The organism is Acinetobacter boissieri (assembly GCF_900096955.1).
In the GTDB taxonomy this organism is placed as follows: domain Bacteria; phylum Pseudomonadota; class Gammaproteobacteria; order Pseudomonadales; family Moraxellaceae; genus Acinetobacter; species Acinetobacter boissieri.
Map to the genome: position 1 here is coordinate 37,954 of NZ_FMYL01000007.1, position 16,256 is coordinate 54,209.

17 protein-coding genes are annotated in these 16,256 nt (G+C 39.3%); 6 read left to right on the forward strand and 11 right to left on the reverse strand.

Translation table 11 applies throughout. The features are described from left to right. Nucleotides 1–157: 157 nt before the first annotated feature. Nucleotides 158–937 (forward strand): ribosome biogenesis GTP-binding protein YihA/YsxC, encoded by a 780-nt coding sequence (gene yihA / locus BLS38_RS08245; RefSeq protein WP_092748504.1) that lies wholly within the window; start codon nt 158–160, stop codon nt 935–937. Between the two features lie 53 nt (nt 938–990). Here the strand turns inward: yihA and purU are convergent, their stop codons facing one another. Together purU and BLS38_RS08255 are read right to left on the reverse strand one after the other, a co-directional pair. Then, nucleotides 991–1,854: a formyltetrahydrofolate deformylase gene (gene purU, locus BLS38_RS08250; protein WP_092748506.1), complete on the reverse strand. Its 864-nt coding sequence runs from the start codon at nt 1,852–1,854 to the stop codon at nt 991–993. A 73-nt stretch (nt 1,855–1,927) separates the two neighbouring features. Continuing rightward, nucleotides 1,928–2,614 (reverse strand): TetR/AcrR family transcriptional regulator, encoded by a 687-nt coding sequence (locus BLS38_RS08255; RefSeq protein WP_092748753.1) that lies wholly within the window; start codon nt 2,612–2,614, stop codon nt 1,928–1,930. 483 nt (nt 2,615–3,097) lie between these two features. Here BLS38_RS08255 and rpmB point away from each other — a divergent pair, with 483 nt between their 5' ends. From rpmB to BLS38_RS08270, 3 genes are all read left to right on the forward strand, one after another. Beyond that, nucleotides 3,098–3,334: a 50S ribosomal protein L28 gene (gene rpmB, locus BLS38_RS08260; protein WP_092748508.1), complete on the forward strand. Its 237-nt coding sequence runs from the start codon at nt 3,098–3,100 to the stop codon at nt 3,332–3,334. Between the two features lie 12 nt (nt 3,335–3,346). Beyond that, nucleotides 3,347–3,502 carry a 50S ribosomal protein L33 gene (gene rpmG / locus BLS38_RS08265; RefSeq protein WP_001205031.1) on the forward strand — a complete coding sequence of 52 codons (156 nt, stop codon included), beginning with the start codon at nt 3,347–3,349 and terminating at the stop codon, nt 3,500–3,502. Between the two features lie 116 nt (nt 3,503–3,618). After that, the gene (locus tag BLS38_RS08270; RefSeq protein WP_092748755.1) at nt 3,619–5,331 is read left to right on the forward strand and encodes a cation:proton antiporter; all 1,713 of its coding nucleotides are present in this window, start codon (nt 3,619–3,621) and stop codon (nt 5,329–5,331) included. Nucleotides 5,332–5,384: 53 nt separating this feature from the next. On the opposite strand, the gene BLS38_RS08275 is transcribed toward BLS38_RS08270, so the two are convergent. From BLS38_RS08275 to BLS38_RS08315, 9 genes are all read right to left on the reverse strand, one after another. Further along, nucleotides 5,385–5,666: a hypothetical protein gene (locus BLS38_RS08275; RefSeq protein WP_092748510.1), complete on the reverse strand. Its 282-nt coding sequence runs from the start codon at nt 5,664–5,666 to the stop codon at nt 5,385–5,387. Between the two features lie 108 nt (nt 5,667–5,774). After that, nucleotides 5,775–6,281 (reverse strand): DUF6586 family protein, encoded by a 507-nt coding sequence (locus tag BLS38_RS08280; protein ID WP_092748512.1) that lies wholly within the window; start codon nt 6,279–6,281, stop codon nt 5,775–5,777. A 35-nt stretch (nt 6,282–6,316) separates the two neighbouring features. Further along, nucleotides 6,317–6,556 (reverse strand): RNA recognition motif domain-containing protein, encoded by a 240-nt coding sequence (locus BLS38_RS08285; RefSeq protein ID WP_092748514.1) that lies wholly within the window; start codon nt 6,554–6,556, stop codon nt 6,317–6,319. 59 nt (nt 6,557–6,615) lie between these two features. Next, nucleotides 6,616–8,598, reverse strand: a complete 1,983-nt coding sequence (locus BLS38_RS08290) for an ATP-dependent helicase (protein ID WP_092748516.1) — start codon at nt 8,596–8,598, stop codon at nt 6,616–6,618. A gap of 35 nt (nt 8,599–8,633) precedes the next feature. Further along, nucleotides 8,634–9,389 carry a hypothetical protein gene (locus BLS38_RS08295; protein ID WP_092748518.1) on the reverse strand — a complete coding sequence of 252 codons (756 nt, stop codon included), beginning with the start codon at nt 9,387–9,389 and terminating at the stop codon, nt 8,634–8,636. Nucleotides 9,390–9,422: 33 nt separating this feature from the next. After that, the gene (gene topA, locus BLS38_RS08300; RefSeq protein ID WP_092748520.1) at nt 9,423–12,065 is read right to left on the reverse strand and encodes a type I DNA topoisomerase; all 2,643 of its coding nucleotides are present in this window, start codon (nt 12,063–12,065) and stop codon (nt 9,423–9,425) included. 25 nt (nt 12,066–12,090) lie between these two features. Continuing rightward, nucleotides 12,091–12,543 (reverse strand): ammonium transporter, encoded by a 453-nt coding sequence (locus BLS38_RS08305; protein WP_171258557.1) that lies wholly within the window; start codon nt 12,541–12,543, stop codon nt 12,091–12,093. A 169-nt stretch (nt 12,544–12,712) separates the two neighbouring features. Further along, nucleotides 12,713–13,522 (reverse strand): PIN domain-containing protein, encoded by an 810-nt coding sequence (locus tag BLS38_RS08310; protein ID WP_092748522.1) that lies wholly within the window; start codon nt 13,520–13,522, stop codon nt 12,713–12,715. Between the two features lie 72 nt (nt 13,523–13,594). Next, nucleotides 13,595–13,837: a SlyX family protein gene (locus BLS38_RS08315; protein ID WP_092748524.1), complete on the reverse strand. Its 243-nt coding sequence runs from the start codon at nt 13,835–13,837 to the stop codon at nt 13,595–13,597. A 36-nt stretch (nt 13,838–13,873) separates the two neighbouring features. On the opposite strand from BLS38_RS08315, the gene BLS38_RS08320 reads away from it, so the two are divergent. Together BLS38_RS08320 and BLS38_RS08325 are read left to right on the forward strand one after the other, a co-directional pair. Further along, nucleotides 13,874–15,745: an ATP-binding cassette domain-containing protein gene (locus BLS38_RS08320; RefSeq protein ID WP_092748526.1), complete on the forward strand. Its 1,872-nt coding sequence runs from the start codon at nt 13,874–13,876 to the stop codon at nt 15,743–15,745. Between the two features lie 67 nt (nt 15,746–15,812). Then, a complete protein-coding gene (locus BLS38_RS08325) occupies nt 15,813–16,205 on the forward strand; it encodes a tautomerase family protein (protein ID WP_092748528.1) in 393 nt (130 codons plus the stop codon). Nucleotides 16,206–16,256: the final 51 nt, after the last annotated feature.

The following is a 16,256-nucleotide window of genomic DNA, read 5'->3' on the forward strand; positions in this document are numbered from 1 at the left end:
AAAAATAAAGCCAACTTAAATAATATGGTATAAATCATTACAGGATCATCGTAATCACTTACATGAACAATTTCTATCGTTGTATTGAATGAAATTCGCAGTGCATCATTTATTTGTTTATACTAATGACTAAATTGTTATTTGCTGTGAAATACATATGCATCGTTATGCCAAATCTAAAGACACTAAAGCGAAACTTGCACCTAAGCAAAAAATTAGTTACGAAAAAGAGGTAGATCCGGCATTAACAGTATATGCAACACAAAGCTTAAATTGGTTACGCAAAGCCACTTTCTTAATGAGCGCACCTAAACTCAGCTTATGCGTTGAAGATACAGGCTATGAAATTGCGTTTGCAGGGCGTTCTAATGCTGGAAAATCAAGTGCAATTAATGCACTCACCAATCAGCGTCAATTGGCTCGTGCCTCTAAACGACCTGGTCGCACACAAATGCTTAACTTCTTTAGTTTAGGTAACCCCGATCAGCGCCTAGTCGATTTACCTGGTTACGGTTATGCTGCCGTCCCTGAAGAAATGAAAAGAGTTTGGCAAAAAGAGTTAGAACACTATCTGATTGAGCGACAAAGCTTACAAGGCCTAGTGCTTCTTATGGATATTCGACACCCGTTACAGCACTTTGATTTAATGATGCTTGAATGGGCATATTCACGCCATCTCTTTGTACATATTTTACTCACAAAAGCAGATAAACTGAATCGCGGCCCAGCAAATAAAGTACTTATTGAGGTTAAAAATCATTTAAAGAAAATGAAGCTTGATTTCTCTATTCAACTGTTCTCATCTTTAAATAAACAAGGATTAGAAGAGCTTGCATCTGTAATGGCGGGTCGTCTGCACTTCACGCTTGAGCAAAAAACAGAAGACATTGATGTCTCTGAGATTCCTGAAGTCTCTGAAAAAGATATTGAAGATTAAAAAAAGCCTATATTCATAAGTACTGAATATAGGCTTTTTTATTAAATGCTGGCTTAAAATACTACCGTTTTGTGCCCATCGACAATGATTCGATCTTCTAAGTGACTTCTTACCGCTCTAGCAAGCACATTACGCTCGACATCTTGACCCAATTCACGCAACTGTTCTACGCTGTACTCATGGCTTACACGTTCGACATCTTGCTCAATAATTGGCCCTTGATCTAAATCAGCAGTGACATAATGTGCTGTTGCACCAATCAGCTTCACGCCTTTTTCATAGGCTTGTTTATATGGATTTGCACCCACAAATGCAGGTAAAAATGAATGATGAATGTTAATGACCTGCATTGGCCACTTTTCGACAAAGTCGGCACTTAAAATCTGCATATAACGTGCCAATACAAGCAAATCATTCCCTTGCATAATTTTGTGAATTTCTGCTTCTGCTTCGACTTTATTGTCTTTATTTACAGCTACAACTGTAAAAGGAATACCAAACTGCTCTACTGCAACTTTTAATGTGTCATGATTTGAAACAACATGAGTAATTTCACATGGAAGCAAGCCACGTGCATGGCGCCATAACAATTCAAGTAAAGCATGATCTACACGTGAAACCAAAATACCTACTTTTTTAAGATCACTTACACAGGCCAAACGCCACTGCATGTCATAACGCCCTGCAACATTCGCTTGAAAAGTTTCTACAAGGCCATCTTTTTTGGTCTGCAAATGTTCAATCTCAAATTCAACACGCATGAAGTAGCGGCCACCTTGAGCCTCTGTTGCATATTGATCTAACGCAGTAATATTTGCACCTTGATGATATAAAAAACTAGATACAGCCTGAACAATACCGGCCTTATCTTCACAGGTAATCAATAAACGGGCTGTATTTGTCGTGGTCGTATTCATAGGGTGATATATCACTTCTTCAATTTAAAATTGCACTGATTATACGCATCTGATTTTCGCACGCATAGCATTTTCATGAAGATTGAGAGACCTTCGCAAATAGATTTGATTCTTCCATTGATACCAATAGATGTTCATAGGTTTGTCTACTCTCTCCAATCAAGTAAGGAGACTCTAGTAAAACCAACTGACGTAAAGCAAATAAAGACCATTTTTCTTGCGAGTGGTTATGGCCATTTAAATGTCCAGACATAAATAAAAAGTTAGTCCAATTGGTTAAAATAATCCAAACATTAATAATTAAAGCTTCCATTTCTGTCGCTGACATTTTCATAAGGCCTTCATGAATAAATGCCTGATATAACACCTGCACTCGTTGCATAATATTACTCGCAAATTGCGCATACTCTTGATTAAAATGCTGATCTTTCTCTACTAGACCATAAACATCTCGATGTAAGAAACGATAACTCCACAACTGCTCACTCAATGCTTTGAAATAAATAATTTTATCATTTGCAGTCACAGCACGGTCTGTTGGCAATGCAAGCATTGCTAGGGTCTGTTGCTGATATTGCTCTGTGAGTGCTTTAATAATTTCTTGTTTATTATTATAGTGATAATATAAGTTACCAGGACTCATTTGCAAAGCAGCTGCAATATGATTCGTCGTGACTGCTCGCTCACCTTGCTCGTTAAATAATACTAAGCTAGTATCTAAGATACGTTGTTTTGTTTTTGATGTTTTTTTCTTCAACACAACCCAAACCACACACGTTAAAAGCAGATGGTCTATTATGGTCAATTTTCATAGTTTTATCTAGAATATTTACTCTAAAATATAATACAGTAAACCACCAACCCAAATGATCTCATAAAGATCGTATAAGAATAGTTTGATTTTGCTACAATTATTGATTTCTCAATAAAATATACTTGCTCCAATTGTGCATTTCTATTTAAAATGACCCCCAAATCGGGTTAAGTATGGCTTTTCGTTTATTTTTTATACAAAATATCTCCCATACATGTAGACAGATATATCTAGATTTAATTTTCTTACTGCTCACCATTTTAAAATGGTTAAGGCATGAGCTATTGCACTAGATAATCTGCCATTTTATACAAATATGCTTGTCTTTTAATCGCATTTTTGATATAAAACGCCCCTTGAATAAATTCAATCTGTTTGTTTTATGACTGGCCACAGGTTTGCTGTTGGCTAAATCAATGGAGTTCCACCATGTCTAAGGTTTGCCAAGTTACCGGCAAGCGTCCAGTCGTTGGTAACAACGTCTCACACGCAAACAACAAAACCAAGCGCCGGTTCGAGCCGAACCTGCATCACCACCGTTTTTGGTTAGAAAGCGAAAAGCGTTTCGTACGTCTTCGTTTAACCACTAAAGGTATGCGTATTATCGACAAAAAGGGCATTGAAAAGGTTGTAGCAGATCTTCGTGCTCAAGGCCAAAAGATCTAAGGAGTCATTGCAATGCGTGACAAAATTCGCCTAGTTTCTTCTGCGGGTACAGGTTATTTCTACACGACTACGAAGAACAAACGTACAATGCCGGAAAAAATGGAAATCAAAAAGTTTGATCCAAAAATCCGTCAACACGTAATTTTCAAAGAAGCTAAAATCAAATAATTTTAGTTTTTTTAAAAACGACTCCTTTTGGGGTCGTTTTTTTTGCCTTTTATATTACACTTCTATATATCATCATTTTTAGCTTTTTATTGTGTCAGTTTTTGGGGAGTCAGCTTGTGCCACATGATGTTGATCTAATTATATTACTCGCGATTGGTTTTGGTCTTGCACTTGTTTTTGGATATCTTGCTGCACGGCTAAGGCTACCCCCTTTGGTTGGTTATTTAATTGCAGGGATTATTATTAGCCCTAATACACCGGGTATGGTTGGAGATGTATCACTTGCCAACCAATTGGCTGAGCTTGGTGTGATGTTTCTAATGTTTGGTGTAGGTATGCACTTTTCATTAAAAGATTTACTTGAAGTCAAAAGAATTGCTTTACCTGGTGCCATCTTGCAAATTACTGTGGCCACTTTACTTGGCATTACAGTTTCTATGTTGTGGGGATGGCCATTTGGAAGCGCATTAGTCTTCGGGTTATGTTTATCTTGTGCAAGTACAGTGGTGTTACTCAAAGCGCTAGGCGATAAAGGATTACTTTCTTCAGTCAATGGCAAAATTGCGGTCGGTTGGTTATTGGTCGAAGACCTCATGATGGTTATTGTGTTGGTATTACTCCCTGCAATTTCAGTTTTACTCGGTGGTAAACATATAGATACCCACGGACCTCAACATGCCATTTGGCTCACGATTTTAATCACACTACTTAAAGTCAGTGGCTTTATTGCGTTCATGCTCATTATTGGTAAACGTTTAATTCCTGCAATTATGCAATTTGTAGCACGACTTGGTTCAAGAGAGTTATTTACCCTCACAGTGGTGGCTTGTGCTGTATCAATCGCTTACGGTGCTTACGCTGTATTTGGTGTATCTATGGCACTTGGAGCATTTTTCGCGGGTATGGTAGTAAAAGAGTCTGACTTTTGTCATCGTGCTGAAGAGGAAACCCTACCATTACGTGAAATTTTTGCCATTTTATTCTTTGTTTCTGTTGGTATGCTCTTTGACCCACATATTTTAATTGAAAAACCACTACATATTTTAGCTGTTGTTGCCATTATTGTGGCGGGAAAAACAATTGCGGCCATGGCATTGGTGTTATTTTTTCGCTATCCACTCAATACAGCACTCACCGTCGGAGCAAGTTTGGCACAAATTGGAGAGTTTTCTTTTATTTTGGCCGCCCTTGGTATCTCTTTAGGTCTACTCACGACTGAAGCACAAAACTTGATTTTAGCAGGTGCATTGTTTTCAATTACACTCAACTCATTTATGTTTACTGCGATAGAACCTGTGCAACAATGGATTCGTGGCCGTTCATCTTTAGCTCGCTTACTTGAACGCAGCAGCGATCCTCTCGCAATGTTGCCAGATGCCGTTGATCAAAACTATTTACGTGATCAAGTGGTCATGATTGGTTATGGTGAAGTTGGGCGCCGTATTACACAAAAATTGATAGAGCAACATATTAAAGTCGTGATTGCTGAAGAGAATCGAGAGATTGTTGAAGACTTACGAGATAAAGATATTGCTGCTGTGTGTGGTGTTGCAACCGAACCAAGTGTACTCATTCAAGCACACATTCAACATGCACGATTAGTAGTCATTTCACCCATGGATATTTTAGATATTCACCGTATTGTAGATATTTCAAAACAGTTGAATCCAGCAATTGAAGTACTATTATGTGCTGAAAATAAAGAAGAAGCTGAAGTCATTCGTACAGATGATGTAGGTCAGGTGTTTTATGCAAAAGAGCAAATGGCAATAAATATGAGCCAATATATTTTAAAACATATTGATGCAGCCCACCAAAAAGGCCATTAAAATTTAATATAAGCATGTAAAAAATGCGCTATAAAGGCGCATTTTTTACATCATTAGCTAAAGTATTGTGGTTGTTCATCGACAATTTCAGCATTGATTTGATTCATTTGTTTTTCAAGCAAACTAAAGAGCGCAGCTTGCACCATATTTTGCGCCACACTACCTGCTTGATCGCCAAGTATAGCTTTAACTTCGTCATTAAATTGAATTGTCATCAGAGGCGCTTTTTCCGAGTCTGCATTACGTAACGCAAGCTCTCCGCTTTCAAGTTGTACTAACTCAAGCACAGCCTCTTGACTACCAAAAAGTTCTTTGAGTTGCTGTTGAATAGACATTTCACCTCCTAGTACACCGTGATTACCGGTGCATTGCTTAAGCCTTAGACTAACCTATATCTGGGATCAAAAGTAAAATTTCAAGTGCGTATTTGCATTATTTTATGATTAGAACTCAACCATTTCATCTCGAAAGCCATTAATCAGATGCATCAATTGCTGATACCAATCCCTTAAGATTGTCGTATCGGGCAACCAAGATTGCGGACCTTGGGTAACTTTAATAATCAAATGTGATGATGTATCTTGCTCTGCCTGTGGCTGAGTTGGCTCTGGACTATATTGACACATACGATAAGCATGATTTAATTCAGCCAAGAAACCATCTTTTGAAAGTTGTTTGAGTACTGAGATTTCAGGAGATACCTGCCCTTTTTCAGCCATTTTTTGTTCAATAGATTGGAGTGTAGGTTGTATGTCTGGTAAACGATAATAACGCACCAACTCTTGCAAAAATGCTAAAACAGCACCTTGCAAATGGAATACAACAGCTTCTTTATGGCCTTGGGCTTGCTGTATATTGTCACATAGTGTTTCTGCCTGCACACAGCCTAACCGTGCAAAATACAATTTTTGGTTGGTACGGTCTGCATGATAACGTGCCACTCTAGACATAACTACTCCTCAAATACGTATAATTTGTGCAAATGTTATTCAGTAGCAGCCTTTACACGTATACCAATGCCTTTCACTCTTAAAGTATTCAAGCCTTTAATGGCTTTTACAGCATCACGACCATGAGGCATTTCTACAAAACCAAAGCCTTTTGATTTTCCAGTGGCTTGATCTAAGACCACAGCGCATGCTTCTACTTCACCAAAAGGAAGAAATAACTCACGAAGCTCAGCTTCTGTCACTGATCGTTCTAAATTACGTACTAAAATTTTCATATCATTCACTCAATTTGCTTGAGACTGACAAAGCAGATCTCGAAAAATAGCGGTGCAGTTTAATCTAAATCTAAGTCAAATGAGATTTTTTTTACACCATTTGCAGATGCTTTTTGCAAACCATGATTCATAGATGTTCGTTGATGCACTTTAACATCAACCAAATCACTCGGAAAATCATTTAAAAAATAACCACTCACATGACGACCTTGATCATCTTGCAGATCATAACTCCAACTCACAGATTCATGTTTAGTCAAAATCAGCTCATGTCTTGCACGTGTTAGAGCAACATACAAAACACGGCGCTCTTCTTCAACGGCATCAAAATCACCCTGTGTCCGCGCATGTGGATAAAAACCCACTGATAAATGAGGCACATAACATACATTTTCTTCTAAGCCTTTGGCTGAATGGATCGTGGTAAGTGTCACAATATCTTCAACAATGGCTTGCTTTACATCTGCAATAGAAATTGGCTCAAGTACATATTCTTCTAAAAACTGGGCGAGATGTTGATGCTTGCTTGCCAGTTGCTCTACTAACTTAAAGTCTTTTTGGCGTTTTGACCAATCTTGTTGATATTTTTCTTCAAGTTGCGCCGTTAATAACCCTACAGCCAAAACCATACAAGTTTCAACCTGCGTAGTGAGATCTGCTAGTTGCCTTAAACCATCAACCGCTTGAGTCGGAATTTTGTTAACCTTAGAGGCAAGATAGTCGCAACATTCGGTTAAACTCGTATACGTGTTCATGTGTAGCGCAATTTTACTCGCACCAACATCACCAATACCATTCCATAAAGTTAAAAAGCGCATCCAAGCAATATCATCTTTAACATTAATTACCACTCTGAGCATACTCAATACATCTTTAACATGTGCCGACTCTAATAACTTTGCCCCACCAATAAATCGATAAGGAATAGACATAGCAATGAAAGCACGTTCAATATGGCGTGCCGCATATGCTGAACGCACAAGTACCATGTGCTCATGCCATGATGTATTATTATCATGATGTCGTGTATAGATATCTTGAGCAATCCAACTGGCTTCTTCAAATTCGTTACTAAATAAATGAAATTGTGGCGTACTCTGAGTTTTGCGATGGGCAACTAAAGATTTATTATATGCAATCTCACTTTGCCCTAACAACCAATTTGAAACATCTAAAATTTGTTGTGTGGAACGATAGTTCTTTTCGAGTTTATACACCGTAGCATTGGGGACATGGCTTTTAAATCGATGAATATTTTCAAAATCTGCACCTCTAAAGCCATAAATAGACTGAGCATCATCACCCACACAAAAAATTTGAGAATGGCTAATCAAAGGCTCCAGTATCGCCCATTGTAAGGGGTTGGTATCTTGCATTTCATCCACTAAAAACACATGATGCTGTTGTACAACCGATGCTAAAAATGCAGGTGACTGATGTAAGTGTGTGGCAACCACTGCCAAAATATCATCATAATCAAAAAAACCACTACGATGCTTACGCACTTCATATGCTTTCATTACTTCAGCAATCTGTTGTTTCTGATTGATGACTTCTGGTAATAATTTTTCAATGGCTTCTGAAAGCTTACAGCGTGTATTCCGAGCAAAAGAATAAATATCACACAGCTGCGCAGCTTTGGGCAGTGCATTATCTTTTCCTTTACCACGCAGTAAACGAAATATCATCACTTGGTCATCGCGGTCAATCACTGTAAATTGCCCCAAACCTAATGCTTTACTATGACGGCGTAATAAGGAAATACAAAATGTATGAAAAGTAGAAGCTCGTAGTCCTTGAGCACTCTCCCCTAAATATTGCTCAACACGTGTGACAATTTCACTGGCTGCTCTACGAGTAAATGTCAAAATTTGTACATTTCTTGCAGGTAAGCCTTGAGCAATTAAATATGCTGCACGTGAAATAATCGTTTTTGTTTTACCGCAGCCTGCACCAGCCAATACTAAACAGTGAGCTTGATCTGTTGTAACAGCCATACGCTGTTGCTCATTTAATTCGGACAACAACTGCTCTAATGTCATGTAGTATTCCTTACTGAGGGCTGTACAGCAGTGACTTACTTAGCCCAGCCAATTTCTTTTGCAGTCACTGCACCCACTTTGGTTTGCTCTAAATTTTGTGGCATTTTACTTTGCTGAGGTGTGATTGGAATATAACCTGCCATGAGCTCTGCCATATGTTGTGGCAATAATGGCTGTTGTTGTAAATCAGCATAACCATTGGGGTAAATCGGTTGCCCTGTACTTAAATCATATTTATCTGTTGCACCAAATGCATGCAGTAACTCGTGTGCAATCACGACTTCATTTTGTGCATTTTGCTGCGGATCTGAAAATAAATTCACACTACCAATACGCCCTCGCTCTAAAGCAGTGGAGTGCACAAGTCGTTGCCGTGTTTTTGGTGAGTAATAATTTAAATATAGTACGACTGTCGCTGTAGGGTCTACAGATGACTGTTGTTGCCATGCATAGTAACGAAATTTCAGACTCCACCATATACTTTGCCAAATACCACCCTGTGTCGGTACAGTAGGCGGCAACACTTGCAATGGTCGTCCGAGTAACATTAAAAAATGTGTATTTTGCCCATATTGCTGCGCACTTTGTCTGAGGTAACTCGAAATTTCTCCAAACTGATACTGTTGTAACTGCTGAATATAGGCTTGAGTTTCTGCTGTACCATCAGCATTTATTGGATGTAACAATACAGCAATAGGGCGAGTCCAATTTTGATTTTGATCTCGCCATGCATCTACCACTACATATAATAAAATTGCTAATAAGATCGCAATTCTAGCTTTTTTCCACATACGATCTTATTCTCAATATGTTATTTAAGACACTTACTCTTCAACCCAACGACCGTCTTTATAAATCAAGCTCCATTTTGTTGATTTGCCTTCTGCATTCTCAGAACCAATGTATTGGGTCTGATTTTTACGACTAAAACGAACAATTGTCGCTTGGCCTTCTGGATCTTGATCAGGCGCTTCTAAAAGGTATTGATACTTAGCATCGAGCTGATCTGCAACGGTACGTAATTCACTGACTTTAGGTGTGCGTGTTTCGCGTATTTTGGGAAACTTACTGGCTGCTAAAAACAATCCTGCAGCACCATCTCTCAGTACAAAAAAGTCATCGTGCTTGGCTGAACGAACATGTTCCATTTTAATTGGGTCTACACGTGGTGGTGCGGGTTGACCATTTTTAAGCACTTTGCGCGTATTATCACAACTTAAACAGGCAAAATATGGCCCAAAACGGCCTGTTTTGAGTTGCATTTCAGCATCACATTTATCACAAGGAATGGTTGGCCCATCGTAACCCTTGATTTTAAATTCGCCTTCTTCAACTTCAAAACCATCACAGTCTGGGTTATTACCACACACATGTAATTTACGTCCACCATCGACCACATAGCTGTCCATGGCTGTACTACACTTTGGACAACGTCTTTTTGACATGAGGTCGGCTGTTTCAGCCCCTTCATCATCAGACAGTATTGCCAAAGACTCGACAGGTGTAAGGTTGAGTGTACCTTTGCAACGTTCTTTCGGTGGCAAGTTATAGCCTGAACAGCCTAAAAACACCCCCGTTGTTCCTGTACGAATTTGCATAGCACGTTCACACTCGGGACAATGTACTTCTGCGACTTCAACAGGCTGATTACGGCGCATGCCTTCTTCACCCTGAGCTGTAGTTAGGCGTGTTTTAAAGTCACCGTAAAAGCTATTCAGTAGCTCTTTCCAGTCACGATCACCCACAGCAACTTTATCAAGCTGACCCTCTAAGTCTGCTGTAAAGGCATAGTTCATGAGGTTACTAAAGCTTTCACCCAATCGTTCGGTAACAATCTCACCCATTTTTTCAGCAAACAGACGACGATTTTCAAGCTTGACATATCCTCTATCTTGAATGGTCGAAATAATAGCTGCATAAGTTGATGGTCGACCAATGCCTTTTTTCTCAAGCTCTTTCACCAAAGAAGCTTCAGTAAAACGTGCAGGTGGCTTCGTAAAATGCTGGCTCGGATCAAGTTGTTCGAGTTTAAGTGTTTCACCCACTTGTACCGCAGGCAATAAAATATCGTCGTCAGATTTATTGGCACCACGTACACGAGTGAAGCCATCAAACACCAAAGTACGGCCTTTGGCTTTTAAATCGACATCACCTGCTTTCACGTGTAATGTTGACGATAGATATTGTGCAGGTGTCATCTGACAAGCTACAAATTGACGCCAAATTAAATCATATAAACGCTGTGCGTCACGCTCTGCACCTGCTAACTGATCACCTTTTAAAGCTACATTCGATGGACGAATGGCTTCGTGGGCTTCTTGTGCCCCCGCTTTATTACCATAACGGTTAGGCTGTGCAGGTAAATATTGATCACCATATTGTTCGGTAATATGGCCACGTACCATATTTACCGCATCGTCACTTAAAAAAGTCGAGTCAGTACGCATATAGGTAATGAAACCCGCTTCATACAAGCGCTGTGCTAAGGTCATGGTTTTCTTTACAGAAAAGCCAAGTCGTGTACTGGCTGCTTGCTGTAACGTAGAGGTGATATAAGGCGCACTCGGATTAACTTTAGTGGGTTTATCTTCACGCTGTGCAACAGTAAAATCTGCCGTTTTAAGTATGTCTAAAATGGCATCTGTATCTGCTTTATTTTTTAGCTTGAGTGTTTTACCCAAGTGTTTCACTGCTTCTAAACGAATCGGGTCTTTCTTAGACTGCGTATCTGCAAAAATTTGCCAATATTCTTCTGGAATAAATGCACGAATTTCTCGTTCACGCTCTACAACCAATTTTACAGCCACCGATTGCACACGCCCTGCTGAAAGTCCTCTGGCAATTTTCTCCCACAAAAGTGGCGAAATCATAAAACCAACCACACGGTCTAAAAATCGACGTGCTTGTTGTGCATTCACTCGGTCTATGTCTAAACGTGTTGGTTTTTTAAAAGCATCCTGAATGGCATTTTTAGTAATTTCATTAAAGACCACGCGGTGATAACGCGATGCATCACCACCAATGACTTCTCTTAAATGCCATGCGATCGCTTCACCTTCACGGTCCAAATCGGTTGCGAGATAGATTTCATCGGCCTGTGCAGCGAGTTTTTTAAGCTCAGACACTACATTTTCTTTACCCGGTAGCACTTCGTAATGGGCTTTCCAATCATGCTCTGGGTCGATTCCCATACGATTAACCAGCGCCAATTGTGCTTTTTTTTGCTTTTGTGCATCGGTCAACTTGGTACGTGTTGCAGGTTTTTTCTCTGTCGTTTTTGCTGAACCACCTGTCGGTAAATCACGTACATGCCCAACAGATGAGCGAACGATATATTCTGAACCTAAATATTTATTAATAGTTTTAGCTTTAGCAGGCGATTCCACAATCACTAAGGCACGTTTTTTAGCCACGGTGCCTGTCTTTGCTGTGGTGGATTTCACTGTGGTTGTAGAAGCATTCGCCATGTGTTGTTTGTATCCTATTACTAAATTAAACGTCTGCTAAAGACATTAAAAAGGTTTTCATCTGTTCTAATTGTGTACCATGCAGATCAGCCTCTTCGTTCCAGTACAACCCGATACTGTTGGCTTGCATATCTACTGCATAAACACCTGTTAATGGAACGGGGTGGTCTTTAAATTTGTCCGCGCCATGCACCACAACAAACATGCCATTTTCAACACAAGCCCGCATGAGCGGTAATCTCGCTTGTGGGAGCAATACATTATAGTAAGCTACCATACTGGCTCGATTTTCTGCTGCTTTTTCAATCTTTGTCCATGCAGGTGCAGGCAGTAACCGAGGGTAAAGACCCATTTTTCGTGCCTTATCACGCGTCTCACCCAATGCTTTTTCTCTCGGGTTCACACGTGCACCAAATATTGAACCTACAACAAATACTACAATAATTAAGGTAATCCAAAGACCCATGGTCGTAACCATCTCCCACAAACCTTGCTATTAGGTTTACATAATCTGAATGAAAAAGGCAAGCATTGTGCACATTTACACAACTTTCAGCAATCAATAGTGCTGTATAGTAATCTTGAATGATAGATTTTCAATACCTATTTATATTTTTATAATGTGTATTGATCTAAACAGAAAAATATTACAATTCTTGTTGTACATAACGACAAATGACATCTGTGTTGTACTGCACTTTATTATTTTTATCATTTGTATTCACAATACAATACTTACATAACAAATTAAACCGATCGATGAGTGTCTGCTCTTTATCTATTTTCATCACGTTTTTAATTGAATTGAGTAGTGCAGTTTTTGTTGCTGGTTTACTTTTTTGCTTGGCCAAATAACAACTATATTCATATAAAAATTGCAGATGTGGTTTCACGTTTACTTGAGAAACCTTTTGTGATTGAACAAAATACTTTTCTGTAACCAATCGTTTTAATAATTGCGCGGCCTGCAAGCGATCCACTTTAAGCCAAGAACAAATTGCGTTTATACATGCTTCAGATGTGGTTGGTTTATTTTGTACTTTAGACCACGTGTGTAATAGTTTCACCCACAACACATCTTCCACATGCTCAACCAATTGATGTTTAATGTTTACATCAAATCCTTGACGCTGTAAAAGTTCCGACACATAACACATCGCATGATCGTGCGATACAATATCAAATACAACATCTTGTGCATGATATTGCTGACTCAATTTACCCGCCCAAAAGGCTAAACCAAAGTCAGCAGCATCTTTACCGGCCTTTGACATTTTTAATAAATGAAAACGACCTGCTTGTATAAAGGGCAAAAAATCATGTAACTCATCTAAAGAAAAATTGACATTAGACGTGGCATATACCACATAAACTTGCGCATAATCATTTAATTGATGCTGTAACTGATGTAATGCTCGACCACAATTTTCAATATCGATGAGTAAAATTTTATTCATTACCAATTATTCATCTATTATAAAAAGTACACCTCTATATCTATGCTAATATAGCCAAGTTTGCAACAGCATTTAGTAGTGCGGTGGTTTATTGGTAAATGGGTCAAATGTCGCAACCCCTTCCGATAAATCTGCATTTTCTACACGCTGATACAACAATTGCATTTGCTTTTTTAACACACTGATTTCTTGATGCTGGCAGACTAACTGCTGATTTAACTGCTCAACCAAATCATCTAAAAATGCAATACGCACTTGCAAATCTTCAATGGGTGCAGACAATAAACCAAAATCATCATTTACTGGTGTTGTCATTTCACACTCCTGTATTTTAAAACTTTAGGAAACATTATGGCCTATATTACACTAAGGGACGTCCAACTTGCATTTGGTGGCCCTGCCCTCCTCGATGGCGCGCATTTTACTTTAGAACGTGGCGAGCGAGTATGTTTAATTGGTCGTAATGGTGAAGGTAAATCTACTTTACTTAAACTGATTGAAGGTACTTTGCAACCTGATAAAGGCGAAGTTTTAGTACAAAACAGCCTGACCGTATCTATGCTCACCCAAGACGTACCTATGGACAGTGGTCGAGTGGCCGACATTGTGGCAGATGGTGCAGGTGAAGTCGCTCAAATTTTAAGAAAATACAATGAAGCGAGCGATGCGTGTGTTCTTGGCGACATGCAAGCATGTGAAAGAATGGGAGATTTACAACATCAAATGGATCAGCTTGACGGCTGGTCATTAGAAACCAAAGTCAATACCATTTTAGCAAAAATGGGCTTAGACCCAGAAGCTGACCTTGCTGACTTATCTGGGGGACGAAAACGCCGTGTGTTATTGGCAAGAGCCTTACTCATGCAACCAGATATTTTACTCCTTGATGAGCCAACCAACCACTTAGATGTGGAAAGTATTGAATGGTTAGAGAAATTTTTACTCGAACAAAACAACCTTACACTCCTGTTCATTTCACATGACCGTTCATTTGTAGACCGCTTAGCCACACGTATTGTAGAGCTAGACCGTGGTACATTGCGTAGTTATGAAGGCAACTACACACGCTATCTCGAACTCAAAGCACAACAAATGGAAGCAGAAGAAAAGCAAAATGCTTTATTTGATAAAAAATTAGCGGAAGAAGAAGCGTGGATTCGTCAAGGCGTTAAAGCCCGACGTACCCGTAATGAAGGTCGTGTACGTGCACTCAAAGCACTGCGAGATGAGTCAAAAGCCAGACGTTCACAGCAAGGTAAAGTCAATATGGGCGTACAAACTGCCCAACGTTCAGGCAAACTGGTCTTTGAAATTGACAACATTAGTGTGAGCTATGATGACACACCACTAATTAAAAACTTCTCAACAGTCGTCATGCGTGGCGACCGTATTGGCCTTGTGGGTGACAATGGTGTAGGTAAAACAACGCTCATTAAGGCTATTTTGGGTGATTTACCACATACAGGTGAAGTGAAAATTGGAACGCAATTAGAAATTGCATACTTCGATCAGCTACGTAACCAACTTGATCTAGAAAACACTGTTGCTAACAACGTGTCGGAAGGCTCTGACTTCGTGGATGTTAACGGACAACGCCGTCATATTTTAAGCTACTTACAAGACTTTTTGTTTCTACCAGAACGTGCCCGCACGCCTGTAAAAGCACTCTCAGGTGGTGAAAGAAACCGTGTTTTACTGGCAAAACTACTACTAAAACCATCTAACTTGATTGTAATGGACGAACCCACCAACGACCTAGATATGGTGACTTTAGAGCTACTTGAAGACATGTTAGGTGAATACAAAGGCACACTGCTTCTGATTAGCCATGACCGTGCATTTATGGACAATGTGGTGACATCAACATGGGTCTTTGATGGTAAAGGCGGTATTGAAGAATACATTGGTGGCTATCAAGACTATTTGGCGCAGCGCCCAAGCACGACGCCAACAGCAGTAAAAAAAGAAAGTCCGAAAGCTGAAAAAACGAATACGACACCAAAAACCAAGCTGAGCTATAAAGATCAACGTGAGCTTGAACAACTACCACAAGAGATTGAGAAGCTAGAGAAAGAGCAAACCGAATTGACCGATAAATTGGCTGATGGTTCTTGGTTTGTAAAAGATGCAGGCGCAGCAACACTTGCGAGCCAACGTCTTGCAGAAATTGAAGAACAACTGCTTGAAAAAATTGAGCGTTGGGACACTTTAGATAATAAATAAGCAATATTTACCCCAAACCAACACATGATGGTTTGGGGTTATTCACTATAAAAATAATAGGTCTAACATGTCACACATTAAAATATATGCAGAACAATATACAATTACCCAATTTAGAGACAAGCTTTCTGAAGCCATTCATGATGCCTTAGTGAGTTGTTTAAACTTACCAGAAGACAAACGCTTTCAACGCTTTATTACACTGAGTCGTGAAAACTTTATTTATCCAAATGACCGTTCATCGCACTACACCATCATTGAAATATCTATGTTTGAAGGACGGAGCGAAGTACATAAAAAACAACTCATCAAAACAATTTTTCATAACATACAACAACAATGTGGTATCTCACCGCAAGACATTGAAATCACCATTTTTGAGACCCCACGTTCACATTGGGGCATTCGAGGCAAAGTGGCTGATGAATTACAGTTAAACTATACGGTCCATCTAGAATAGATAGCGAACATATTAAAACCCAAAGATGGCATGTTAAACTACAATCGTTTT

Excerpts from the sequence above, each read along its gene's own strand:
- yihA (WP_092748504.1), top strand. The coding sequence starts at position 158 with ATGCATCGTTATGCCAAATCTAAAGACACTAAAGCGAAACTTGCACCT.
- purU (WP_092748506.1), bottom strand. The coding sequence starts at position 1,854 with ATGAATACGACCACGACAAATACAGCCCGTTTATTGATTACCTGTGAA.
- rpmB (WP_092748508.1), top strand. The coding sequence starts at position 3,098 with ATGTCTAAGGTTTGCCAAGTTACCGGCAAGCGTCCAGTCGTTGGTAAC.
- rpmG (WP_001205031.1), top strand. The coding sequence starts at position 3,347 with ATGCGTGACAAAATTCGCCTAGTTTCTTCTGCGGGTACAGGTTATTTC.
- BLS38_RS08275 (WP_092748510.1), bottom strand. The coding sequence starts at position 5,666 with ATGTCTATTCAACAGCAACTCAAAGAACTTTTTGGTAGTCAAGAGGCT.
- BLS38_RS08280 (WP_092748512.1), bottom strand. The coding sequence starts at position 6,281 with ATGTCTAGAGTGGCACGTTATCATGCAGACCGTACCAACCAAAAATTG.
- BLS38_RS08285 (WP_092748514.1), bottom strand. The coding sequence starts at position 6,556 with ATGAAAATTTTAGTACGTAATTTAGAACGATCAGTGACAGAAGCTGAG.
- BLS38_RS08290 (WP_092748516.1), bottom strand. The coding sequence starts at position 8,598 with ATGACATTAGAGCAGTTGTTGTCCGAATTAAATGAGCAACAGCGTATG.
- BLS38_RS08295 (WP_092748518.1), bottom strand. The coding sequence starts at position 9,389 with ATGTGGAAAAAAGCTAGAATTGCGATCTTATTAGCAATTTTATTATAT.
- topA (WP_092748520.1), bottom strand. The coding sequence starts at position 12,065 with ATGGCGAATGCTTCTACAACCACAGTGAAATCCACCACAGCAAAGACA.
- BLS38_RS08305 (WP_171258557.1), bottom strand. The coding sequence starts at position 12,543 with ATGGTTACGACCATGGGTCTTTGGATTACCTTAATTATTGTAGTATTT.
- BLS38_RS08310 (WP_092748522.1), bottom strand. The coding sequence starts at position 13,522 with ATGAATAAAATTTTACTCATCGATATTGAAAATTGTGGTCGAGCATTA.
- BLS38_RS08315 (WP_092748524.1), bottom strand. The coding sequence starts at position 13,837 with ATGACAACACCAGTAAATGATGATTTTGGTTTATTGTCTGCACCCATT.
- BLS38_RS08320 (WP_092748526.1), top strand. The coding sequence starts at position 13,874 with ATGGCCTATATTACACTAAGGGACGTCCAACTTGCATTTGGTGGCCCT.
- BLS38_RS08325 (WP_092748528.1), top strand. The coding sequence starts at position 15,813 with ATGTCACACATTAAAATATATGCAGAACAATATACAATTACCCAATTT.